Here is a 23,061-nt window from a genome sequence, read left to right as displayed (position 1 = left end):
CCCAAATATTATTTTGCCAAATCATTTTAGGTGTTTTTCAATATAATTAAGACCATTTTCCTTATCCTTATCCATCTGGGCAATTAATTCTTCTGCCGAATTGAATTTGAAGTCCGGTCTTAAAAATTCAATAAATTCAACGCTGATATCTTCATCATAAATCGAATCATTAAAATCAAAGATAAAAGTCTCTATCTTTTTATCATCGCCTTCTTCAAAGGTTGGGTTTGAGCCAATATTAGTAAGGCCATAATAATCCTTGCCCCTAATATTGGTTATGGTAAGGTAGACCCCATCAGTAGGAATGACATAGGGAAAACTTAGGTCGAGGTTAGCTGTAGGAAAATTTAACAACCTTCCCCTGCGTTTGCCATGGACTACCTTGCCACGAATTTTATAAGGTCTACCCAAATACTTATTGGCTTTTTTAATTTCACCATTTCTTATGAAATTTCTAAGGTGCCCTGAAGAAATTTTGGCATGGTCGTCTTCCATCTCAAAGTCAACAACATCTGTTATGTAGGCAAAAATATTTTCATATTCTCTTAGGGTGTCAACTGTCCCACTTGCCTTGTAGCCAAAACGATAGTCATCGCCAACTATAATAATTTTCGCATTCAATTTCTCAGCTATGATTGTCTTTATAAAATCTGTTGGAGAAAGTTTCATAAAATTTTCGTCAAAATTAACCAAGCAAAAAGTTTTTATGCCAAGCTGGGATAAGATTTCTACCTTATCTTCAAGACTTGATAGGTACCTCTTATCGTCTTTGACTGTAGTTTTTGTATTTTCCTTAAATAATAAAATTGATGGAGTATAACCATATTTTTTCGATAAGTCTACATTTCTTTTCATTAACTTTTGATGACCTAGGTGAACTCCGTCAAAGTATCCTAGGGAAACTACCTTTTTTTCTAAGTCAGGTAGGTCGCTGTTTAAATCATATATTCTTATCTTCTCTTTCATAAAACACTTTCTCCATTTTTAAGAAACTCTTATCATTTTCCTTGTAATTTTCACCAAGCCCGATGAAGTCTTCCCCGGCATAGACCCTTACAGTCTTATCAAACCTGTCTGCGACTTCTACCAGTTGACCATTTACAAGATTTTCTAAATATTTTTTGTCAAGAACGATTTTTTCAAAATCCTTTAGGGCAAAGTCTACTGGATAAAGTTTCTTAAGTAAATCTTTCTTTGCAATTTTTAATATATCTTCGCTATTTATAGCGTCCTTAACATCCAGATCCCCGACCCTAACTCTTTTTAGCTCGTTGACATAGGCAAGGGTCCCTAGTTTTTCGCCTATGTCGTCAACCAAGGTTCTAATATAAGTCCCCTTTGAGCAGGTCACCCTTATTGTCGCTTGGGGAAAGGCAAAGTCTAAAAGGTCTATATCATAAACCTTAACTTTTCTTCTTTTTCTCTCAATTTCGATGCCATCTCTGGCAAGGTCATAGAGTTTTTTGCCATTTACCTTAAGGGCTGAATACATAGGAGGAATTTGCTCTATTTCCCCCTTAAAAGTATTCATTGCTTCTATAAATTCATACCTACTTACAACCTTATCGCTCTTGGCTATAATTTTGCCTGCTGCATCTAGGGTATCGGTCTTTGCACCGAGGATCAACTCTGTTTCATAGACCTTATCCTTGGTCATCATATAATCTGAAACTCTTGTAGCCTTGCCTATTACAATTGGCAAAACTCCACTCGCTTCAAGGTCTAAGGTCCCTGTGTGACCGACTTTTTTCATTCCAAGGGCACGTCTTACAAGGCTTACAACCCTAGCTGAAGATATGCCCTTTTCTTTGTTTACATTAAGGATTCCCTTAAGCATCTATTTCCTTTAATACAGCAAGGGCTTTTTCACAAGCAGCTTCTAGACTCTCATCAAAAATTGAGTAACCACTTGCCTTGATGTGGCCCCCACCTCCATGAGCTCTAGCAACTGCGGCTACATCGGCAGTTTTGCTTCTCATAGACACCTTGTATTCGCCGTCGTCATATTCTTTTACAATCATAGACACATTTACTTCTCTAAGGTCCCTAAGTTTATTGACAATTGTTTCTGCATCACCCATTTGTACGCCGTATTTTTCAACTTGGGCCTTGGTTGCGATAGCAAAGGCCTTCTTGTCAAAAAATTCTGCCTTAGATATGATTTCATTATGAAACTGCATGACTGCTACTGGTTGGGATTGGTAGAGATTTTCGTAAATATATTCATAATCAATTCCATCTGTAATTAGTCTGCCTGCTGCCCTAAAAGTATATTCGGAAACATTTGAATACATGAACCTGCCTGTGTCTGTGCATAGGCCTGTAAATAAAAGGGTACCTATTGTCTTATCCATTGGTAGGTTTAGTCTATCAATTATTTCGTAAACCAACTCACATGTTGCAGGTGAGGTTTCATAAATCATATTCAAATCGCAGTTGATTTTTCCACCAACATGGTGGTCGATAACTATGGTTTTATCAGATCTTCTTGCAATTTCTGTAGCCTTGCCAATCCTGTCAAATTCAGAGCAGTCCACAATTATAAATAGGTCGTACTTATCAAGGCTAGCTTCCTTGTAGTGATCAAGTTCTGGTAGAAATTGTAAGTAATCGTCAATTGTGTCGATTGCAATTACTTCAACTTTTTTACCATACTTTTCTAATGACCTTCTAAGTCCAAGGGACGAACCGATATTGTCTCCGTCAGGATTTACGTGGCTGGCAATGGCGATTGTTTCTGCCTTATCAACCATTTCTAAAAACTTATCTAAGTGTTCTTTACTAATCTTCTCTAGCTTCATTTGCTTTTTTATCCTTTGCGATTGTTTCTGCTATTAACTTATCCATGTAGGCACCATGCTCGATAGAATTATCAAATTTAAAACGAAATTCTGGCATGGACCTAAGTCTCATTCTCTCACCAATTAGGATTTTAATATAACCCTTGGCTTGATTAAGTGCTTCCATTACTCCATCCTTAGTTTTATTATCTCCAAGGACTGATATATAGATATCAGCGTAGGATAAGTCGTTGGTAACTTCTACATCAGTAACTGATACCATGGCTTCTGCGGATAATCTCGGGTCATTTAGGTCATCCATTATTATCTTTGATATTTCCCTTTTAACCTCAGATGAAATCCTAGCTGTTCTTTTTTTATTCATCTATAAACTTCTTTCTGTTTCAACCATTTCATAGGCTTCCATTACATCGCCTACTTTTATGTCGTTGTATCTTTCAAGTCCGATTCCGCCTTCATAACCTGATTGGAGTTTTGATGCATCATCTTTAAATCTCTTCATTGATGAAATTTCGCCATCAAAGATAACTACGTTATCTCTTAGAAGTCTGATCATTGCTTTTCTTGTAATGACACCACTTGTTACCATAACACCTGCGATTGTGCCTGCTCCTGGAATCCTGAAGGTATCTCTTACTTCTGCCCTGCCTAGAACATTTTCCTTAAATTCTGGATCTAGCATACCTACTATAGCCTTTGATACATCTTCGATTGCTTCGTAGATTACGCTGTAGGTCCTGATTTCTATATTATTATCCTTAGCTCTTTCTAAAGCACCTTGGGTAGGTCTTACGTTAAAGCCGATTATAATAGCATTTGACGCTTGAGCTAAGAGGACGTCTGATTCTGTAATACCACCAACAGCACCTGCTATTACTGTTACCTTGACTTCTTCATTTGATAATTTTGTTAAAGAAGAGCTTACAGCATCAACAGTTCCCTTAACATCAGTCTTAACAATGATATTAAGTTCTTTTAATTCACCCTCTTGGATGTCTGAATACATATCTTCAAGGTTGGTATTAGCTTTGGCGATTAATCTTTCTTCACGTTTAAATTCTTTAGCCCTATCTGCATAGTCACGAGCGATTTTTTCATCCTTAACTGCATAAATCTTATCGCCAGCTTCTGCTACATCAGAAAGACCAAGAATTTGGGCTGGTATAGAAGGGCCTGCTTCTTTGATTGGCTTTCCTTTTGAATCAAACATTGCCCTAATCCTACCTGAGGCAGAACCTGTAACCACATAATCTCCTTGACGGAGGGTACCTTTTTGTACAAGCACAGTTGCAACTGGACCCCTTGACTTGTCAAGTTGGGCTTCGATTATAATACCAACAGCATCCCTGTTTGGATTTGCCCTTAGTTCCCTAACTTCAGCTACAAGTAGGACCATCTCAAGCAGGTCCTTGATGCCCTTGCCTGTGTGGGCAGACACTGGAACCATGATGGTATCTCCACCCCACTCTTCTGGAACAAGACCATATTCCATAAGACCTTGCATAACCCTATTTTGATCGGCTGTTTCCTTATCCATCTTGTTTATGGCTACTATTATTGGAATATCAGCTGCCTTGGCGTGGTTAATCGCCTCAACTGTTTGTGGCATAACCCCATCATCTGCAGCTACCACAAGGATGGCAATATCAGTTGATTGAGCACCCCTCATTCTCATTTCTGTGAAGGCTTCGTGGCCTGGTGTATCTAAGAAAGAGATTGCTTTACCATTGATATCTACAGTATAAGCACCTATATGTTGGGTAATACCACCAGCTTCTCCACGAGTTACAGAAGTATTTCTGATAGCATCTAGGATACTTGTTTTACCATGGTCAACGTGACCCATTACTGATACAACAGGAGGTCTTTCAATTAAGTTTTCTTCCTTATCTTCATAGTCTAAATCATATGATTGCTCTTCTAAGGCATCATATTCTTCTTCCTTAAAGATTTCCTTGCCAAATTCCATGGCTACAAGGTTTGCTGTATCAAAATCAATCTGGTCATTAAGTCCTGCCATTGTACCAAGACCTATCAATTTTCCTATTACTGAATTTGGGCTTTCTCCAAGTTTATCTGCAAACGCCTTGACATTTACTGTTTCTGGTATTTCTATTCTTGAATCTTTGTTAGCTTTCATACTCTTCTCTTGCCTATTGCTCTTCTTCGATTTTTTCTTCTTATTCTTCTTTTTTCTATTCTTCTTGCTTACTACTTGCTCTTGATCATCATCGTCGTCTAGATTTTTAAGATCAATTTTCTTTTCTCTTTTTTTCTCTTGTTTTGCTTTTGCTTTAGGCTTTTCTATTATCTCTTCTTCTACGCTAACATCTTCACTAGAATCATCATTTAATTCACTTAGGAAATCATTGATTAATTTGTGGTCTTCCCCACTTATCATGGACATATGAGATTTAATACCTAAGTTAAATTCATCATTTAGGATTCTAATCATTTCCTTTGATTCTAAGCCATTTTCTTTTGCCAATTCGTATACTCTTATTTTATCAGCCATATAATCACCTCATTTTAGTTCATAAGCTTCTAACTCCTCATAAATTTCGTCATCTATCTTCATTTTAAAGGCTTGATTTAGCTTATTTGATTTCTTAAGGCCCTTGATGCAAGTTTCATCCTTACACACGTAGGCACCTCTTCCGTTTACTTTTCCACTTTCATCTATCAAGATTCCCTCTTCCTTGTTATTTACAATCCTAAGAAGGTCTCCCTTATCTTTTAACGAACCACACACAATACATTTTCTTTGTGGTATTTTGCGAGTTTTTATCATTTCCTTATTCCTTGCTGAAAGCTAGCTCCTAGTCTTCATCTGTAGGTTCTTTAGAAATTTCTTCCTTATCTTCATCAGAAATTTCTTCATCTTTATCATCACTTGCATTTTCTTCTGCCAAGTCGTAAGCTTCTAAATCTTTATCATCTGTAGACTTTTCATCAGAAACTTCTTCTTCGTTTATAGAAAGAATTTCATCAATCTCTTCCTGACTTAGGCTGTCAAATTCAAGTTTTGACTTGATATCAATCTTCCAACCAGTAAGCCTTGCTGCAAGTCTTGCATTTTGACCTTCCTTGCCAATGGCAAGAGAAAGCTGGTCATCCTCAACAACCACTAGAGATTGCTTATTTCTCTCATTGACATAAACTTCTATAATATCTGCTGGAGATAGGGCGTTGGAAATAAAAGATTCTATATCCTTAGAATAATTTATAATATCAATCTTTTCTCCTTGGAGTGAGTCTACAATAGAATTAACTCTCGCTCCCTTATAACCTATACAAGCTCCAACAGCATCAATGGTTTCATCATTAGAAAATACCGCCATCTTTGTCCTTGATCCTGCTTCCCTAGCTATAGAATAAATTTCTATAACTCCGTCAGTAATTTCAGGCACTTCTAGCTCAAAAAGTCTAGTAACAAGATTTTCTGAAGACCTAGACAAAACAATTTGTGGGTCCTTGCCAGAATTTCTCACTTCTTTAATTAAGAATTTCATCCTCTCATTTGGGATATAAGATTCTGTAGGAACTTGTTCTTTAAGAGGAACAATTCCTTCAATCCTGTCTAGGTTTACATAGACATTGTATTTGTCAACTCTTTGGATTAAACCTGTGATAAGTTCATTTTCCCTATCAAGATAGTCACCAAATAAGGATTCTCTTTGGGCATCCCTTATCTTTTGAATAACAATATTCCTAGCAGTTTGAGCAGCAACCCTGCCAAAATTTTTAGGCACTAACTTAATCCTTGCTGTATCACCAACTGCCAAAGAAGCATCTAGATCCTTTGCATCCTTTAAATTAATTTGATTTATAGGATCTTCCACCTTATCAACTACTTCTTTTAGGGCATAAACCCCGATTTCCCCAGTCTCATGGTCAATAGTAACGTCAACATTTTCTTGGTTATCATAATTTTTTTGATAACTTTTCACAAGCGCCTTTTCTAGAGCATCTAGGATTACTTCTTTTTCTACATTCTTATCCTTGCATAGCTCATCAAGGGCCAACATAAAGTCTTTGTTCATCATATCTCCTTTTAGAACACTATCTCTATTTTTATTTCCTTGATATCCGATTTATTTATCTCTATATCTTTGCCATCTTCCTTGGCAAAAACTATTGATTCATCTTTGATATCCTTCATCTTAGCTAGGATAAGGTCACCATTTTTAAGCTTTATCTTAAGTAGCTCATCCTTATTTCTAAGAAGGTCCTTATCTGTCTTAAGTGGTCTTGATAGGTCTTGAGAGGATACTTCTAGGTAGTAGGAGCTTTTGATTAAATCAAGCTCATCGAGCTTTTCATCAAGAAATCCACTCACCCTCTCACAATCATCAATCGTAATTCCATCTTCCTTGTAAATATAAAAAATAAGTCGATTACCGTCTTTGCCCCCGATAAACTCAAGGTCAACAAGGTCATAGCCTAAATTTTCTATGTCACTTTCCAGAGCGTTTTTCAATTTTTCTATTAAATCCATCTCAATTTACCCCCAACATTAAAAAAAAGTGGAATTTCCGCCCCACTCTTACTAAGTCTACTATACTAGCTTATCATTATTTATCAATGTTTTAAAAAATTAATTCCTATCTCAACCACCTAGTAATGAGAATTATATTTTAATGATAACTAATATTATGAAAATGTTTTAGATGTTGAGATTCAGATATAAGACTTGTAATATTTTTTTATTTATCTTATAATGGTTATAAGATAATAAATAAAGGAGGACACAATGACACTATTTATTATTGGACTTATAATTTTGTTAGGTGGAGGTTATTTCTATTCTAAATATGTTGAAAGTCAACTAGAACCAGATGATAGAGAAACTCCAGCAGTTAGAAAAGCCGACGGTGTCGACTTTGTAGTTATGAGCAAGACCAAAAACTGGCTTATAAATCTACTAAACATAGCAGGTACAGGACCTATCTTAGGACCTATCCAAGGTATCCTATTTGGCCCTATCGCATTTATCGCTATTCCTATTGGTTGTGTAATTGCAGGTGCAGTTCACGATTTCATGACAGGATTTATTTCTATGAGAAACGGCGGTAGCCAAGTACCAAAACTTGTTGGTAAGTACCTAGGCAGCGGAATCAGAGCATTTTATAACGTTGTAATCGCAATCCTACTTCTACTAACAGGTGTTGTATTTGTTTATACCCCTGGCGACTTAATTGCAAAATTCGTATTAGGAAAAGACCCAGAAGGTGCAGTAATTTGGATTATCTACGCTGTAATATTTGCTTACTACATACTTTCTACAGTAATGCCTATTGATAAGGTAATCGGTAGAATCTATCCAATTTTCGGTGCATTCCTAATCATTTCTGCCTTTGGTGTTTTAATTGGTATCCTAACCCAAGGTGGCGGACACTTAGCTTTTGAAGGCCAAGGTCTTCTTGCCCAACATCCAAAGGGACAAAAATTTATCCCAGCCTTCTTCATAACAGTAGCCTGTGGTATCTTATCAGGTTTCCATGGCTCTCAAGTAACCCTAGTTTCTAGAACAGTTAAATCTGAAAGAGAAGCAAGGATGACCTTCTACTCAACTATGATAGCTGAAGGTTTTATAGCTATGATTTGGGCAGCAGGTGCTATGGTTCTATTCTCTTCTGGAGAAAGTGCTCTTGACACTCCTGGAACAATCATGGTTGGTAATATTTCTAAATACTTCATGGGTAATATCGGTGGTCTACTTGCCATCATCGGTGTAATAGCACTTCCTATCACATCAGGCGATACAGCATTTAGATCCTTAAGACTTATAATTTCTGAAGAAATGAATATTGACCAAAGAAATCCTGCAAAGAGAGCTATTCTTGCAGCAGTATTATTTATTCCTGCAGCAGGTATCCTATACTTTGCTAAGACAAACCCAGGTGGATTCAACCTACTTTGGAGATACTTCGGATTTACAAACCAATTCGTAGCTATCTTTGCCCTTGCAGTTGCAACAGTTTACCTAATGTACACCAACAAAAACTACCTAATCACCTTAATACCAGGTGCTTTCTACTGCTTCGTAGTATTCTCATTTATTATAAATGCAGACCCTATCGGACTTAGACAACCATATACAATTGCCTATCCAGTTGCAGCAGTTATCACAGTTTTATATGTAATTTGTGTACTAAAACTTGGCAAGAAAAATAGAGAAAGAATTGAATCTATAATATTAGATTAAAATTTTGAAAAGGGGTGGCTTATGCCACTCTTTTTTAATATAATAAAGCTAGGAGGAGCTATGAAATTTATTATAACTAAGACGGCTAAGGATTTTGCCGATAAAAAAAATATTAGAGAAATTTATATAAATCCAGACCTTGATAGCAAGGAAACCTGCTGCACTATAGGCACTGTGGATTTTGATGTTTCTACCAAGCTTATTGGCAATAAGGAAGCCTACAAAAAATTTAGTGATCAGGACATAGATATTTTTGTAAATCCGAACTTCTTTTCCTTTGTGAAGGATGATATGGAAATAGAAATCTCTGCCTTTGGTATCGGATTATTTAAAAAACTTTACATAAAAACTGAAATAAACACAATCGAGCGTTAAGATGGAAAATTTCAATAAAAAAATAGATGAATTTAAAAATAAATACCCCATCGATAGTGACCTTGTAGAAAGGATTCCAAAGCCAAAATTCTTGTATATGGGAGATGATGTTCTAGAAGAAGCGATTGCAGCAATTCTATCCGGCAAAAACATCCTGCTTGTTGGAGAAAAAGCTACAGGTAAGAATGTTCTCGCAGAAAATTTGGCCTATCTTTTTGCCCGTCCTATGTGGAATATTTCCTTTCACGTAAGCGTTGATGCTTCAAGCCTCATCGGTGATGACACCCTAAAATCTGGGTCTGTCACCTTCAGGGAAGGCCCTATAAGCCTTGCAAGTCGCTATGGTGGTTTTGCTGTCCTTGATGAAATCAATATGGCAAAAAACGAAGCAATGGCAGTCCTCCATTCTGTCCTTGACTACAGGAGGAGGATTGATATACCAGGATATAAACTAATTAATGTCCATCCGGCCACCCGTTTTATCGCAACTATGAACTACGGCTACGAAGGTACTCGTGACCTAAATGAAGCACTTTTGTCGAGGTTTGCCATTATTAAAATGCCAAGGATATCTGATAGTGATTTAGTAAACCTCATCAAGACCCACTACCCTGACCTTAAAGATAGGTACTTAACCGACATTGCAAACTTTTTTAAGGATTTGAAAGATAAGGCTAATGCCCACGAAATTTCTGACACTGCCCCAGATTTGAGGGGGATTTTCGATGGCCTAGACCTAGTGAAGGAAGGCCTTGAATTTAAAGAAGCGATGAGGCTTTGCTTAGTCAATAAAATTTTCGATGACTATGAAGCTGACCTAATTGAAGACCTGCTTAAGGCTCGTTTTCCAGATAATATTTACCAAAAAGACCTGATAAATGGATAGACCTAAAGAAAAACTTTATGAAAATCGAATAGCAAACATCCAGTGGGCAGGAGCCGGTAATTATGATTTTGAAAATTTTATTATCGGGGAAAATATTGACGGCAATCCTGATTTTTACATAAATTTGATAATAGGTCTTGCCATCAAATATTTAGGCGAAAGAGAAATTCAAAAGCTCTTTGATGCTTGGGCCTATAACTTTAGACGAGATAGGTATGACCTTGCCCTTGTCTATATCCTAGAAGACTTTGCCTACAAAAAAGAAGTAAGCGAAAGACCAGTTTTAAAATCTTTAAGGATTGCCTACGCCCAAAAATTTCTGGATGATAAGTACGACCTTCAAAGGAGAAACCTTGCCCTTAGGCAAAACGCACTTTACAGGCTAGAACTAATTAGGATGAGGGAAATTCTTGACGCCCCTACCAATAATTTTTCAAAAAAAGACTTGGACCTCTACAAAAAATTGAGCCTACCTGCTGATACAGATAAAACTAATGTAGAAAGCAGAGTTATAAGCCTTTTTAAAACCTACCTTGGCTATAGGGAGAGTGACCTCTTGAAAAAAATCCCATCCCTAAATCTTTCTCTTTTTGAAAGTGCTGGCATGGTGAGCCTTGAGAGGTCAAATATGCCAGCAAATTTTGCCGGAAATATGCAAAAATCACATGGGATTGGCTCTCTTATCCTAGATTTTAAAATTAAAAAACGTAAGGAGAGCCTAGCCTACATAGAAAAAACCTTTGGCAAATCTCTTTTTGATGAGAAAATAAGGCTTGGTATCGAAAGGGACTTGTGCACAGACAGCCACAAAAAATCCAGACTTTTTTATACCAGGGGCATTACCGAAAACGACAAGGACCTCGACCAAGACTTAAATAAAAAGGCTATAGCCAGACACCTCTTAAAATTTAAGGCTAACAAATCTGCCTATACCAGGGCTATAGCAGTTTTATCTAAGCAAATCAAACTTAAATTAAACCTAACTTCTTCTTTGGACGAAGACCTCTCCAACCGAGGCAAACTTATTCCAAGACTTGCCTATAAGGCTGAAATAAGTGATAAGGCAAAGATTTTTAAGAAAAAAAACCTCCAACCTGACCCTACTATGAAGGTAGACCTCCTTGTTGACGGATCTGCTTCCCTGCTCGAGAAGGAATCTGAAGTAGCCATCGAAGCCTATATCCTAGCCAAGTCTTTGGAAAATAACTCTATCTTAAACAGGGTAGTCTCCTTTCAAACTGTTGGCGACTTTACCATTCTTACCATCCTCAAAGACTATGACGAAAAAGCAGAAATCAAAAAAATCTTTCGTTTTAAGGCCATGGGTTGGAACAGAGACGGGCTTGTTTTTCGTGCCTACAGGGCGATTTTGGATAAGGATATCAAAGATTCCCTTTCTTTAATCCTCACCGACGCCAATCCCCAAGACCTAAAACCCCTCATAACCAAAAATTTTAGGCTCAATAAACCCTACCAAGACGAAATCGGTCTTTTTGATGCAAGAAAAAACTTAGATGACCTTCGAAAAAAAGGTCTACAAATAGCCGCCATCATAAGTGGCGATAACCTAGACAACGCCAAAAGCCTTTATAGGAATAAGTTTATAAAAATCGACCAACCGACTGAAATTGCAAAGGCCTGTGGCAAATTTATCAAAAAACAAATCCAATCTTTAGAAAAATAAGCTAGAAAATTTAAAACCAACTTCGGAGATAATTCATGATTGCTGGTTGAAAATTTTCTAGATTTTTTTTGCAATCCTCTTAAAATAGCAACCTTCTATTGTCTATGATTTTTAACAGTGCTATAATAATGATAGAGATTATCGTTATAAAAGGAGGTCCTATGATAAAAATAAAAAATTTGTGTAAAAGTTACGGCCAAGGCCAAGCTAAGATTGAAGTGTTGAAAAATATTGACCTTGAAATAGAAAGTGGGAAAATCATCTGTATTTTGGGCCCATCTGGGTCTGGCAAGTCCACCCTCCTTAATATAATCGGTGGTATTGAAAGCATTGATAGTGGCGAAGTTAATATTTTGGGCGAAAATCTAGCCAGCATGAGTAAAAAAGATTTGGAAACCTACAGAAGAAATAAGCTGGGCTTTGTTTTTCAATTTTACAACCTAATTAGCGACCTAAATATTTTTGAAAACATAGAACTAGGCAAGTATCTTGCAAAAAATCCACTCGATATTAACAAACTTGTCGATGACTTGGGAATCAAGGATCAAATTTACAAGTATCCAAATGAAGTTTCTGGTGGTCAGGCTCAGCGAACCTCGATTGCCAGAGCCCTTATCAAAAGGCCGGAAATTTTAATTTGTGATGAGCCAACCGGTGCACTCGATTATGAAAGTGCCAAAGATGTCCTCTACTTGCTTGAAAAAATGAACCATGACTATAAGGCTACCATTCTTATAGCAAGCCACAACATCCAGATAAGCAAGATGTGCGATTATATCTTAAATATCCACGATGGCAAGGTTAAATCCTATGTCAAAAACAATGAGAAAATTCAAGCAAAGGAAGTGACTTGGTAATGAAAAATCCAATTTATAAGAGAGCCTACAGGCAAGTCTACTTTCATCCTTCCAGGGTCTTGCCAATTTTCATCGCCCTTTGTTTTATAATTATCTTTTCTTCATCATTTTTCACAGCCCAAGATTCTACAAAAAAGCTCTACTACGAGCTTATAAATCAGGGCAAGGTTGAAGATGGAAATTTTACCTGTATTGATAGATTAGATGAAAAAGTCAAAAAAGACTTGGAAAATAAGAAGATAAGCCTATACGAAAATTTTTATGTAGAAGCAAATTCCGGAAAAAATAAAACCCTAAGGGTCTTTGAGAATAGGGAGAATATCAACCTTCCATCAATCCTTGAAGGAAAGCTTGCCCAAACTACGGGCGAAATCGCTCTTTCTGCAAACTACGCCAGAGCTAATAATCTAAAAACTGGAGATTCACTTAGCCTAGAAGGAAAAGATTATAAGATTGTAGGTCTAATTGCCCTTCCGGACTACTCAACCCTCCTTAAAAACAACAGTGACCTCGTTATGGATCCAGGATTTTTTGGGGTGGGTCTTGTAGCAAAAGATGGGCTTAAAAACATTTCAGAGCAAATCACCTACCAATATTCCTACAAAGATAAGGAAAATTTGCCAAAGTCAAAGGCCAGAGATAAGCAAAAAGACTTGCTTAAAATTATTAACAAAACAAACAGGGTAACAGATTCGCTTTTAATCTATGACAACCAGTGCATAAGGTACTTTATAGAAGACATGGGTGGGGATGTGCCAATGATGACAGCCCTTATGGTAGTCTTAGTCCTAGCTATTGCCTTTATCAGCGCCATCCAAGTTAAGAGCATGATTGAAGAAGAAGCTCCAATTATTGGCACCCTCCTCGCCTCAGGCTACAAAAAAAGTGAGCTTGTAAAATCTTATATGCTAATGCCGATATTCATTACCCTGCTTGCTTGCCTAATTGGCAATCTCATTGCCTACACCCATGCCTACCAAACCTACACCAACCTCTACTACAAGTCCTACGATTTGCCAAAATTCGTAGTTTCCTTTAACCTAAGGTCCTTTATTCTAACCAGCCTTATCCCACTTTTGATTTATTTAATAATAAATTTCTTTGTAATAAGTAAGGCCCTTAATCACAAGGCCATAGACTTTTTAAGAAATACACTCAAATCACCAAAAGCAAGATTGAGGGTAAAGCTAGAAAAATTTTCCTTTATTAACAAATTTAGGTTAAGGGTCATCCTTGCTAATAGGGCCAATATTATCAGCCTAATTTTTGGTATAGGCCTTGCCAACATCCTTTTGATTTATTCTCTAGGAGTCAAGCCAATTTTTACAGACTATGCAGTAAAAGTCAAAAATTCAATGAAATATGATCACACCTATCTGGTAAAAGCCCCAGACCCTAAAATCAAAGCAGATAAAATTTCTATGCTTAGCTTTGACTTGGTAGATTTTAATATGAAAAAAATCCAGTGCCTAGGAGTAGATGCCGATTCAAAATATAAGGATTTGGCTATTGGAAATTTGGATAAGAAAGATGTAATAATTTCAAATGGTCTTGCCAAAGTTTATAAGTTAAAGGTTGGTGATGAGATTGATGCCATAGAAAATTTCAATTATGACAAAGTTAAACTTAAGATAAAATCTATAGATAAGGACAACAACCAGTTTCAAATCCTTGGTAAAAGGGAAAATATAAATAAAATTCTGGGTCTGGATAAGGATTATTTCAACGCTTACGGGTCTAGCCAAAGGCTAAGTATTGACAAAAATATCTTAATCAATGAAATTAACAAGGAAGATATGAATAAGTTCATGGCCCACTTCCTAGATTCCTTTGGTGGTGTCTTCGATAGTCTATTGGTCGTAACCCTCGTTTTTTACCTTATCATTTCATATTTGGTAACCAGTCTAATCATAGATAAGTCAAAGACAAATATCTCCTACCTAAAAGTCTTTGGCATAAGAGCTAGGGAAAGCACTGCAATTTACACAAATCCTATCTTCCTTATCCTCCTAGTCTTTGAAATCATCATGATTCCTATGATGGACTTTTTGATAAGAACTATGACAAGATATGCTATCACAAAACTAGATGCCTATGTAGAAATAAATATTCCACTTATAAGTTTTATCGAAGCCATAGGTCTTAGCTTACTAATATTTATCCTAGTCCAAGTGCTTGAAAAAAGAAAAATTTCAAAAATTGATATGGTAAAGGAATTGAAAATTATAAATGGGTAAAAAAAATCTGTTGGAAGAAGCAAAACTTCTCTCCAACAGTTTTTTTCTTAGAACAAGCCGTCAAAAAGGCTCATCTGATTTTCTTCTTGAATACCTTCTATGATTCCCAAGTCTTTCAGACTTTTGAGGGCATTTTTATTTACAGAAGTCCTAGATGTGAGGTCTTCTATAGAAATAAAATCGCCTTTTGCCCTTTCTTCAACTATATCCTTTGCCATAGCCTCGCTGACGTCATCAACTGCAGCCAAAGGTGGGAGGATTGCTCCGTCCTTAATCAAAAATTTTGTGGCATCAGATTCGTAAATATCAGCCTTACTAATTTTTATTTCCCTAGCGTGCATTTCTTCTGCCACTTCGAGGACTGTCCTTAAATCCTGATCTCTCTTGCTTATGTTAAACATTTCCTTGTAGGCATTTAAGGCCATCTGGACAGATTCAAGGCCAGATATGATTGTAGAATAGGTGAAGTCCCCTAATTTTGATGAGAAATATGAGGCGTAGAAAGCCTCAGGATAGTAAACCTTGTAGTAGGCAATCCTGTAGCTCATCAAACAATAGGCAACGGCGTGGGCCTTTGGGAAAAGATAGGCAATCTTAAGACAAGAATCTATATACCAGTCCTTGACTCCATTTTCCCTCATATAGTCAATCTCTTCCTCGCTAAGTCCCTTGCCCTTACGAACTTTTTCCATGATCATAAAGGACTTTTTCTTATCAAGACCTTCTTGAATAAGGGCATTCATTATATCATCTCTGGTTGAAATAATCTCATTGAAGCCAGCTGTATTGGACTTGATTATATCTTGTGCATTGTTAAGCCAAACGTTGGTTCCATGGGAAAGACCAGAAATCCTCGCCATCTCAGAAAACTTTTTAGGATAGGTGTCCTTAAGCATGCCACGAACGAAGTTTGTCCCAAATTCAGGGATACCAAGGGTTCCTATATCGTTATTTGAAAAATCGTGTTTGATTTTAAGGGGTTCTGTGCAGGAGAAAATCTTCATTACGTCTTTGTCGTCCATCTTTATTTTTAGTGGATCTGTTCCTGTTAGGTCTTGGAGGTGCCTAATAACTGAAGGCACATCGTGGCCCAAAAGGTCAAGTTTCAAGAGAGTTTCCTCCATTACCCTGTATGGGAAATGGGTAGTCTTGTTGCCACTAGCTGGGTCATCTGCCGGATATTGGATTGGACAAATATCGAAAACTTCTATATCATCTGGCACAACGATAAGCCCACCTGGGTGTTGGCCTGTTGACCTTTTTACATCCTTAAGACCCCTTTGGAGTTTTCTGACCTGGGCGTTGGTTAAGTTTAGGTTATTTTCTTCCATGTATTTTTTGATATAACCAAAGGCAGTGTTATCTTGGATTTTTCCAATTGTTCCCGCCCTAAAAACCTTGCCCTCACCGAAAAGTACTTCGGTGTACTTGTGAATGGTTGGTTGGTATTCACCGGCAAAGTTTAAGTCTATATCTGGTTCCTTGTCACCTTCAAAACCTAAAAATACTTCAAACGGGATATTGTGACCATCCTTGTGCATAGGTGTCCCACATACTGGACAATCCTTATCTGGATAATCTATACCAGAACCCAACAAGTCTTCCTCGAAAAATTCCGAATGCTTGCAAGATGGACAAATATAGTGAGGAGAAAGAGGGTTTACTTCTGTAATGTCAGCCATAGTTGCTGCAAAAGATGAACCTACAGAGCCCCTAGACCCTACAAGGTAACCGTCTTCGTTGGATTTTTTTACAAGTTTCTGGGCAATAATATATAAAACTGCGTAACCATTTGAAATAATCGAATGAAGTTCCCTATCAAGCCTATCTTGGACAATTTTTGGCAAAGGGTCACCGTAAATTTCGTGAGCTTTTTTAAAGCAAGTATCTCTTAGCATTTCCTCAGAACCAGCGATTTTTGGTGGGAAGGTCCCATGAGGAATTGGTCTTATATCTTCAAGCCCTGCCACAATTTTCTTTGGATTTCTAATTACAAGTTCGTAGGCCTTAGTATCTCCTAGGTAAGAAAATTCACCAAGCATTTCATCTGTGGTCCTTAAATAATAAAGAGGTCTGTTTTCCTTATAAAAGAAGAAGGAACCCTTTTTGAGGACATTTCTTAGCTTGTAGTCGCCCGGATCAAGGTATCTCACCCCACCTGTGGCTGCCACAAGTTTGCCCCTTTCTTCACCAAAATCAATTATCTTCTGGTTTATTTCCTTAACTTGGGCTAGGGAGTCGATTTTACCACTTTCTACCTTATCCAAAAACATAGAAACAGGCTCTACCTGATAAAAATCAAAAAGGTCTAGGACTTTTTTGATTTGCATCTCGCTTCTATCGCCTAGGATGTATTCAAAAAGCATTCCCTCTGCTCCACCAGTACCCAAAACCAAACCTTCCCTGTATTTTTCAAGGACAGACATAGGTGTTCTAGCTTCGCCATTGGCCATGTAGTTCATCCTTGATTCGGAAATTAACTTGTAAAGATTTTTAAGCCCTGTCTTATCCTTGGCAAAGGCGAGGGCGGAAAAAGTCTCATGCTTTGCCTTTGGATAATTTGTCTTAAGCCTATTAATTTTTGAAAGATTAAGACCTTCCTCTTCCATAATCATCTTATACATCTTGATGAAAATTTGGGCAGTAGCCCTCGCATCGTCGCTTGCCCTGTGGTGGTTGAAGGCTGGTATATCAAGCTTTCTTGCAATCTTATCAAGAGAGAATTTCCCCATATCATCAAAGAGGGCGCGGGCCATTGGAAGGGTATCAAGATAAATTGGATCAAATTTAAGTCCCAATCTCTTGGCGTTTTCTCTGATGAAACCTACGTCAAAGTCTGTATTTTGACCTACTATTAGGCTATCGCCACAAAAGTCTAAAAATCCTGGCAAGACCTCGTCAATTTTTGGTTTATCAGCAAGCATAGCATCGGTGATTCCAGTAATTTCTACAATCTTTTCAGGTAGGATTCTTTCTGGGTTTATTAATTGGTTATAGGTTTCAGTTATTTCTCCATTTTCCACCCTCACAGCACCGATTTCTGTAATCGCATCCCTGTATTTTAAAAGTCCTGTAGTTTCTATATCGAATACAACAAAAGACCCGTCTTCGAGATTTTTAAAAGTAGGCAAGTCTTTGCCAGAAAGATTGGTTAAAATCCTCAAATCATCTTCTACAAGCAATAATTCTGCCCCATTTAAAACCCTAATACCGTTTTTCTTGTAGGTGTCATAAACATAAGGCAAAACCTGGAGATTTTCAGTATCGGTGATACCAATTGTATCCCAACCCCATTCCTTAAGGACAGGCAAGAGATCGCCGTCATCCACAAAGCCGTCAAGGTTGGTATATTTGGAATGAAGCTCAAGTTCGAACCTCTTATCAGCTGCCAAGTCTACTTTCTTTGAAATTATGGCTATTGTTATAGAATTAACTGTAAAGACATCTTCCTTGGCATAGTCATCAAAATTTAAAACTCCTTCTACTTGAACAGCCATCCCATCTTTCAAGTCTTCAAGTTTGAAATTATTTTTCTTGTTGGCAAAAAGCTTGCAGGAAATAGCATCAGTCTTATCCTCCAAATCAAAGGTATAGATAAAATATCCTGACTTGGTTTCAAGACAGCTAAGACCGTAAATTGTACCGATTAGGGAGTTGGTCATTCCTTTTTTGTCATAAATATCCTCTATTTGAATTGGCTCTGCCTTAATTTTTCTGCCAAAATTTAGACCATCTGTGTTCTTCTTTGCCTCTTCCTTTTCCTTTTGCTTATTTTGGTAATTGAGGGCTTGGGCTATCTTTCTTTGAAGTTGGGCCTCCTTGGCTTTTTTGAGGTCCTCAAAAGAAGAAGTTTCCTCCTTAGCTTCCACTCCTAAATCATTTTCTTCTTCTTCATCTGCTTTTAAATCTTCTGCTTCTAAAGCTGCTCCTTTTAAATCATCTGGTGTTAAATTTTGGCGAGCTTGATCACTTTCACTAGGATTTTGTTTATCCTCGGCAAATTCATCTTCACTTAAAGGACCATCTTGGCTTGACTTAAAAACTTCAAGAGCCTTATCATCTGTAACAGGGATTGGCTGATTATTTTCCTCAACAAGCTCAACAATCGGTTCATTTTCAATAGGTTGAACGCTCTTTAGAGCAGGATTTTCTTCCTTAAAAATTACGTCATTTAGGTTGTCGCGAACATCTTCATATTCAACCTCTCCCTCATATTCTGGGATGTAGTCATCATAGCTAGGTGGCATAATTTTTTCATAGATGATTTTAAGGTCTACATAGGAAAAATACGATCTCAACTCTTTCTCAAGGCGAGAATCTAGTGGGTTTGCTGCCTTGATTTTAATTTCTAGTAGGTTTTCTTTTTGGAAATAAGTCGCACTTATGATAGTATATAAATTTCCTTCAACTTTAATTAATTTTGCCAGGTCAATTTTCATTTTTCTCTTCTTTTAAAACTTCAATTAGGGTATCGACAATCTCTTCTTCTTTTACTTTCTTTACAGTCTTACCATTTTTAAACAAAAATCCCATGCCATTGGCAGCAGAAATCCCATAATCTGCTTCTTTTGATTCGCCAGGTCCATTTACCGGACAACCCATGATGGCAACCTTGGTATTTATATCAAGACCCCTTGCTTTTTCTTCAACTTCTGCCACTATATTTGGCAAATCAACGCTTGTACGGGAACAAGTCGGACAAGAAACTATATCGACTCCATCACGCCTTAAACCAAGAGCCTTAAGAATGGCCTTACCTGCCCTGACTTCCTCAACTATGTCTCCAGTGATAGAAACCCTCAAAGTATCTCCAATCCCGTCCTTAAGGAGAGATCCTATTCCGATTGAGGACTTCACAAGAGCTTGGTAGAGAGGTCCTGCTTCAGTCACACCCAAGTGCAAAGGATAATCAACTTTAGATGACAAAAGCCTATAGGCATCAATCATTGTATTTACATCAGAAGATTTTACAGAAATTTTTATGTCATGAAAATCCATATCTTCAAGGATTTTCACTTCTTCTATGGCGCTTGCCACAAGAGAATCCTTGTTGACTCCACCAAAGCGATCAACTATCTCTCTTGATACAGATCCAGAATTTACCCCAATCCTTATTGGGATTTTTCGCTTCTTGCATTCTTCAACTAAGAGCGCCACCTTATCCCTGCCACCAATATTACCTGGATTATATCTCAAACAGTCACAACCATTTTCCACAGCTGCGAGGGCAAGCCTATAATCAAATTGGATGTCAGCTACAAAAGGAATATTGGTTAGGCTCTTTATTTTAGGAATAGCCTTGGCATCTTCTATTGTATTTATAGCTGACCTTGAAATGTCACATCCTTCTGCCTCTAAAGCTTTAATTTGCTTAACTACAGCTTCTACATCACTTGTCTTCGCTGTTGTCATTGATTGGATAGAAATAGGAGAGCCGCCTCCAACAGCAACATCTCCTACAAAAATTTTTCTAGTTTCTTTTCTCATTTATACCTTCTTATCTAAATAAATTTACTATATCCTTTATTGAAACCACCAAAATCAGACCCAACAAAATGAAAAATCCAACCATAGTGACCTTCTCTTCGATTTTCTTATCAATTTTTTTTCCAGTAATAATTTCAATCGCACTTGTTAATAGCTTAGACCCATCAAGGGCTGGTATTGGTAAAAGATTGAAAACGGCAAGATTTACAGAAATATAAGCCAAAAAATAAAGCAAATTAGCCAGACCATTTTGGGCTTGGTTGCCTATTTCCTTAAGGACTCCAACAGGACCTGATAGGGCTCCAAAGGCGAGTTTACCAGTAAAAAGCCTGCCTAAGATCACAAAAATCATCTTGACATTTTTCCAAGTCTCGCCAAAACCAAGACCAACAGCTTCCAAAATATTTGGACTCCTCCTAGCTGGCATAATACCAATATAGGCATGATCATCCTTCACTTCCACCTTCAAATCTACAGCAGTGACAGTATCTGAACTTTCCCTAAAATACTCAACTGTAAGAGGCTTTTTATAATCCTTATCCTTATAAAAATCAGAAATTCCTGCCGAAATATCAGCAAAATCTTTGATATCCCTATCTCCGACCTTTCTGATTTCATCTCCTACTTCCATGCCGGCTTCTTGGGCTGGGGAATTTTCTGTAAAAGATCCGATTTTTGTTGTAATAATGCCACTAATTAAGCCAACAATGGTAAAAACTACTATAGCTATGATTAGATTTGCCATAGGCCCTGCAAGGATTGTTAAAAATCTCTTGAAGGCTGGAGCATTGTCAAAGCTCCTTGGGTCGCTTGATTCGTCATCCTCGCCCTCCATGGCACAATAGCCACCAATAGGAATTAGCCTAAAGGAATATTTGGTCTCGCCCTTTTTTCTTGAATAAATAAGGGGACCCATACCCACTGCAAATTCATTTACCTTTATGCCCGATTTTTTAGCCACAATAAAGTGTCCAAATTCGTGAAAAACTATCAGTAACAAAAATAAAACTACCGCTAAAACTATTCTCATTTTCTCTCCTTAAACCCTAGAAAAAAGATAAAGGACAGGGGCAATAAACATGATAGAATCAAACCTATCAAGGATGCCACCATGGCCCGGTATCAAATTACCAAAATCTTTAATTCCAGTTTGTCTTTTGATATAAGATGCGATCAAATCTCCAATTTGAGACATAATCGCAGCTACAATTGTAAAAATAACTATCTCTCTAATATAATTTTCAAGGCCAAATTCATGGCAATAAACAATATTTAAAATTGTCGCACCAACAATGCCCCCAACAGATCCTTCTACGGTCTTGTGTGGGCTTATGTGGGACATCCATGCCATCTTGTGCTTGCCAAAAAGACTGCCAACCAAATAGGCAAAGGTGTCTGATCCCCAAGCTGTGATATAAAGCATCCAAACATAGGATACATTTTTTATCCTCAAAATATGGGAAATTAAAAATGACACATAAAGCATGACAAAGGCTGCAGCAAAAGCATCATAAAGGGTGTAGTGGCTTCTTAAAATAATATACATAAATAAAAACAAAACTGATACCACTATGGATGCTATATACAAATCAGAATTATTTATAAAGGCAGCCGCCATAATTATCCCATTTGTAAGGTAAAGACACTTCATCGGCAAATGTAGGTCAATCTTATGGAGAGCCTTGTCCATCTCATGAAGGGCAATATAAGAAAAAGCTGCTACTCCAAGGGCAAGAGGAATCCTCCCCAAATATGTTATTAATATTAAAAGTGTTAAAATGACAGCGCCCCCAAAGGCCCTGTTTAAAAACTTAATCATATGCCACCATATCTTCTGTCTCTTTTGGTATAAGCTATTATCGCTTCCCTTAGGTCATCTTCTGTAAAATCTGGCCACAAAACATCTGTAAAATATAATTCTGTGTATGCAAGCTGGTAGATTAGGAAATTTGAAAGTCTAATTTCCCCACCAGGTCTAATTAATAAATCTGGATCAGAAAGACCTGCCGTATATAAATTATCAGAAATTAATTCTTCTGTAATATCGTCCTTGCCATAGCCCTTTTCAATAATTTGTTTAAAGGAATGGACGATTTCATCCCTACCCCCGTAATTTAGGGCAATGTTAACGGTAAGGGACTTATTATCCTTTGTGATCTCTTTAGCATAAGTGCAGGACTCTCTTGTTTTTTCAGGAAGTTTTGACAAATCTCCAAGGAAATTTAGCTTGCAATCTTCATCTATAAGTTCTTTAAGTTTTGAATTTACAAATTTGATCAGTAAATCCATCAAAAAACCAACCTCAGTCGCTGGCCTCTTCCAATTTTCTGTAGAAAAAGCATAAAGAGTTATGGTCTTAACCCCAAACTTTTTGCAAGCTTTGGCTATCCTAACCACATTTTCCGCGCCTTCCTTGTGGCCTGATGTCCTAGGCCTATTCTGTTTTTTTGCCCACCTACCATTGCCATCAAGAACAATCGCAATGTGGTTCGGTATTTTTAATTCAGTCATAAGTCCCCTTTTAAA

19 protein-coding genes are annotated in these 23,061 nt (G+C 37.3%); 6 read left to right on the top strand and 13 right to left on the bottom strand.

Annotation, left to right across the window (positions count from 1 at the left end; all coding sequences use genetic code 11):
* Positions 1–21: 21 nt before the first annotated feature.
* From HMPREF0072_RS06400 to rimP, 8 genes are read right to left on the bottom strand one after another with little or no spacing between them, the layout of a single operon-like run.
* Entirely contained in the window at positions 22–966 is a 945-nt protein-coding gene (locus HMPREF0072_RS06400; RefSeq protein ID WP_004828470.1) for a bifunctional riboflavin kinase/FAD synthetase, read from the bottom strand.
* A complete protein-coding gene (gene truB / locus HMPREF0072_RS06395; RefSeq protein ID WP_004828468.1) occupies positions 941–1,837 on the bottom strand; it encodes a tRNA pseudouridine(55) synthase TruB in 897 nt (298 codons plus the stop codon). The genes HMPREF0072_RS06400 and truB overlap by 26 nt, the downstream gene beginning before the upstream one ends.
* On the bottom strand, positions 1,830–2,801 hold the full coding sequence (locus tag HMPREF0072_RS06390; RefSeq protein ID WP_004828466.1) for a DHH family phosphoesterase: 972 nt from the start codon (positions 2,799–2,801) through the stop codon (positions 1,830–1,832). Before HMPREF0072_RS06390 ends, truB begins: the two co-directional genes overlap by 8 nt.
* A complete protein-coding gene (gene rbfA, locus HMPREF0072_RS06385; RefSeq protein ID WP_004828464.1) occupies positions 2,782–3,165 on the bottom strand; it encodes a 30S ribosome-binding factor RbfA in 384 nt (127 codons plus the stop codon). The genes HMPREF0072_RS06390 and rbfA overlap by 20 nt, the downstream gene beginning before the upstream one ends.
* Positions 3,166–5,316, bottom strand: a complete 2,151-nt coding sequence (gene infB / locus HMPREF0072_RS06380) for a translation initiation factor IF-2 (RefSeq protein ID WP_004828462.1) — start codon at positions 5,314–5,316, stop codon at positions 3,166–3,168.
* A gap of 9 nt (positions 5,317–5,325) precedes the next feature.
* Complete coding sequence (rnpM, locus tag HMPREF0072_RS06375; protein ID WP_004828461.1) at positions 5,326–5,592, bottom strand: RNase P modulator RnpM; 267 nt, start codon at positions 5,590–5,592, stop codon at positions 5,326–5,328.
* Positions 5,593–5,620: 28 nt separating this feature from the next.
* On the bottom strand, positions 5,621–6,844 hold the full coding sequence (nusA, locus tag HMPREF0072_RS06370; RefSeq protein WP_004828458.1) for a transcription termination factor NusA: 1,224 nt from the start codon (positions 6,842–6,844) through the stop codon (positions 5,621–5,623).
* Between the two features lie 11 nt (positions 6,845–6,855).
* Positions 6,856–7,299, bottom strand: coding sequence for a ribosome maturation factor RimP (rimP, locus tag HMPREF0072_RS06365; RefSeq protein ID WP_004828455.1), 444 nt, complete (start codon positions 7,297–7,299; stop codon positions 6,856–6,858).
* A gap of 255 nt (positions 7,300–7,554) precedes the next feature.
* On the opposite strand from rimP, the gene HMPREF0072_RS06360 reads away from it, so the two are divergent.
* The 6 genes from HMPREF0072_RS06360 (at position 7,555) to HMPREF0072_RS06335 (ending at position 15,048) form a co-directional block, all read left to right on the top strand.
* Positions 7,555–9,009: a carbon starvation CstA family protein gene (locus HMPREF0072_RS06360; protein ID WP_004828453.1), complete on the top strand. Its 1,455-nt coding sequence runs from the start codon at positions 7,555–7,557 to the stop codon at positions 9,007–9,009.
* A 60-nt stretch (positions 9,010–9,069) separates the two neighbouring features.
* On the top strand, positions 9,070–9,384 hold the full coding sequence (locus tag HMPREF0072_RS06355; protein WP_037327030.1) for a CC/Se motif containing family: 315 nt from the start codon (positions 9,070–9,072) through the stop codon (positions 9,382–9,384).
* A gap of 1 nt (position 9,385) precedes the next feature.
* The gene (locus tag HMPREF0072_RS06350) at positions 9,386–10,270 is read left to right on the top strand and encodes an AAA family ATPase (RefSeq protein WP_004828449.1); all 885 of its coding nucleotides are present in this window, start codon (positions 9,386–9,388) and stop codon (positions 10,268–10,270) included.
* Positions 10,263–11,954, top strand: coding sequence for a vWA domain-containing protein (locus HMPREF0072_RS06345; protein ID WP_004828448.1), 1,692 nt, complete (start codon positions 10,263–10,265; stop codon positions 11,952–11,954). The genes HMPREF0072_RS06350 and HMPREF0072_RS06345 overlap by 8 nt, the downstream gene beginning before the upstream one ends.
* 161 nt (positions 11,955–12,115) lie before the next feature.
* Positions 12,116–12,811: an ABC transporter ATP-binding protein gene (locus HMPREF0072_RS06340; RefSeq protein WP_037327033.1), complete on the top strand. Its 696-nt coding sequence runs from the start codon at positions 12,116–12,118 to the stop codon at positions 12,809–12,811.
* Complete coding sequence (locus HMPREF0072_RS06335) at positions 12,811–15,048, top strand: FtsX-like permease family protein (RefSeq protein ID WP_004828443.1); 2,238 nt, start codon at positions 12,811–12,813, stop codon at positions 15,046–15,048. Before HMPREF0072_RS06340 ends, HMPREF0072_RS06335 begins: the two co-directional genes overlap by 1 nt.
* A 47-nt stretch (positions 15,049–15,095) precedes the next feature.
* On the opposite strand, the gene HMPREF0072_RS06330 is transcribed toward HMPREF0072_RS06335, so the two are convergent.
* From HMPREF0072_RS06330 to uppS, 5 genes are read right to left on the bottom strand one after another with little or no spacing between them, the layout of a single operon-like run.
* Positions 15,096–19,487, bottom strand: coding sequence for a PolC-type DNA polymerase III (locus tag HMPREF0072_RS06330; RefSeq protein WP_004828441.1), 4,392 nt, complete (start codon positions 19,485–19,487; stop codon positions 15,096–15,098).
* A complete protein-coding gene (ispG, locus tag HMPREF0072_RS06325) occupies positions 19,477–20,535 on the bottom strand; it encodes a flavodoxin-dependent (E)-4-hydroxy-3-methylbut-2-enyl-diphosphate synthase (RefSeq protein ID WP_004828438.1) in 1,059 nt (352 codons plus the stop codon). The genes HMPREF0072_RS06330 and ispG overlap by 11 nt, the downstream gene beginning before the upstream one ends.
* Before the next feature lie 10 nt (positions 20,536–20,545).
* Positions 20,546–21,565, bottom strand: a complete 1,020-nt coding sequence (locus HMPREF0072_RS06320; protein ID WP_004828435.1) for a M50 family metallopeptidase — start codon at positions 21,563–21,565, stop codon at positions 20,546–20,548.
* 9 nt (positions 21,566–21,574) lie between these two features.
* Positions 21,575–22,354, bottom strand: coding sequence for a phosphatidate cytidylyltransferase (locus tag HMPREF0072_RS06315; protein ID WP_004828433.1), 780 nt, complete (start codon positions 22,352–22,354; stop codon positions 21,575–21,577).
* Positions 22,351–23,046: an undecaprenyl pyrophosphate synthase gene (uppS, locus tag HMPREF0072_RS06310; protein WP_004828432.1), complete on the bottom strand. Its 696-nt coding sequence runs from the start codon at positions 23,044–23,046 to the stop codon at positions 22,351–22,353. The genes HMPREF0072_RS06315 and uppS overlap by 4 nt, the downstream gene beginning before the upstream one ends.
* Between the last annotated feature and the right edge of the window lie 15 nt (positions 23,047–23,061).

This window comes from Anaerococcus lactolyticus ATCC 51172, from assembly GCF_000156575.1.
Lineage (GTDB): Bacteria > Bacillota > Clostridia > Tissierellales > Peptoniphilaceae > Anaerococcus > Anaerococcus lactolyticus.
This window is presented reverse-complemented; position numbering and strand designations above follow the sequence as displayed.

Excerpts from the sequence above, each read along its gene's own strand:
- HMPREF0072_RS06400 (WP_004828470.1), bottom strand. The coding sequence starts at position 966 with ATGAAAGAGAAGATAAGAATATATGATTTAAACAGCGACCTACCTGAC.
- truB (WP_004828468.1), bottom strand. The coding sequence starts at position 1,837 with ATGCTTAAGGGAATCCTTAATGTAAACAAAGAAAAGGGCATATCTTCA.
- HMPREF0072_RS06390 (WP_004828466.1), bottom strand. The coding sequence starts at position 2,801 with ATGAAGCTAGAGAAGATTAGTAAAGAACACTTAGATAAGTTTTTAGAA.
- rbfA (WP_004828464.1), bottom strand. The coding sequence starts at position 3,165 with ATGAATAAAAAAAGAACAGCTAGGATTTCATCTGAGGTTAAAAGGGAA.
- infB (WP_004828462.1), bottom strand. The coding sequence starts at position 5,316 with ATGGCTGATAAAATAAGAGTATACGAATTGGCAAAAGAAAATGGCTTA.
- rnpM (WP_004828461.1), bottom strand. The coding sequence starts at position 5,592 with ATGATAAAAACTCGCAAAATACCACAAAGAAAATGTATTGTGTGTGGT.
- nusA (WP_004828458.1), bottom strand. The coding sequence starts at position 6,844 with ATGAACAAAGACTTTATGTTGGCCCTTGATGAGCTATGCAAGGATAAG.
- rimP (WP_004828455.1), bottom strand. The coding sequence starts at position 7,299 with ATGGATTTAATAGAAAAATTGAAAAACGCTCTGGAAAGTGACATAGAA.
- HMPREF0072_RS06360 (WP_004828453.1), top strand. The coding sequence starts at position 7,555 with ATGACACTATTTATTATTGGACTTATAATTTTGTTAGGTGGAGGTTAT.
- HMPREF0072_RS06355 (WP_037327030.1), top strand. The coding sequence starts at position 9,070 with ATGAAATTTATTATAACTAAGACGGCTAAGGATTTTGCCGATAAAAAA.
- HMPREF0072_RS06350 (WP_004828449.1), top strand. The coding sequence starts at position 9,386 with ATGGAAAATTTCAATAAAAAAATAGATGAATTTAAAAATAAATACCCC.
- HMPREF0072_RS06345 (WP_004828448.1), top strand. The coding sequence starts at position 10,263 with ATGGATAGACCTAAAGAAAAACTTTATGAAAATCGAATAGCAAACATC.
- HMPREF0072_RS06340 (WP_037327033.1), top strand. The coding sequence starts at position 12,116 with ATGATAAAAATAAAAAATTTGTGTAAAAGTTACGGCCAAGGCCAAGCT.
- HMPREF0072_RS06335 (WP_004828443.1), top strand. The coding sequence starts at position 12,811 with ATGAAAAATCCAATTTATAAGAGAGCCTACAGGCAAGTCTACTTTCAT.
- HMPREF0072_RS06330 (WP_004828441.1), bottom strand. The coding sequence starts at position 19,487 with ATGAAAATTGACCTGGCAAAATTAATTAAAGTTGAAGGAAATTTATAT.
- ispG (WP_004828438.1), bottom strand. The coding sequence starts at position 20,535 with ATGAGAAAAGAAACTAGAAAAATTTTTGTAGGAGATGTTGCTGTTGGA.
- HMPREF0072_RS06320 (WP_004828435.1), bottom strand. The coding sequence starts at position 21,565 with ATGAGAATAGTTTTAGCGGTAGTTTTATTTTTGTTACTGATAGTTTTT.
- HMPREF0072_RS06315 (WP_004828433.1), bottom strand. The coding sequence starts at position 22,354 with ATGATTAAGTTTTTAAACAGGGCCTTTGGGGGCGCTGTCATTTTAACA.
- uppS (WP_004828432.1), bottom strand. The coding sequence starts at position 23,046 with ATGACTGAATTAAAAATACCGAACCACATTGCGATTGTTCTTGATGGC.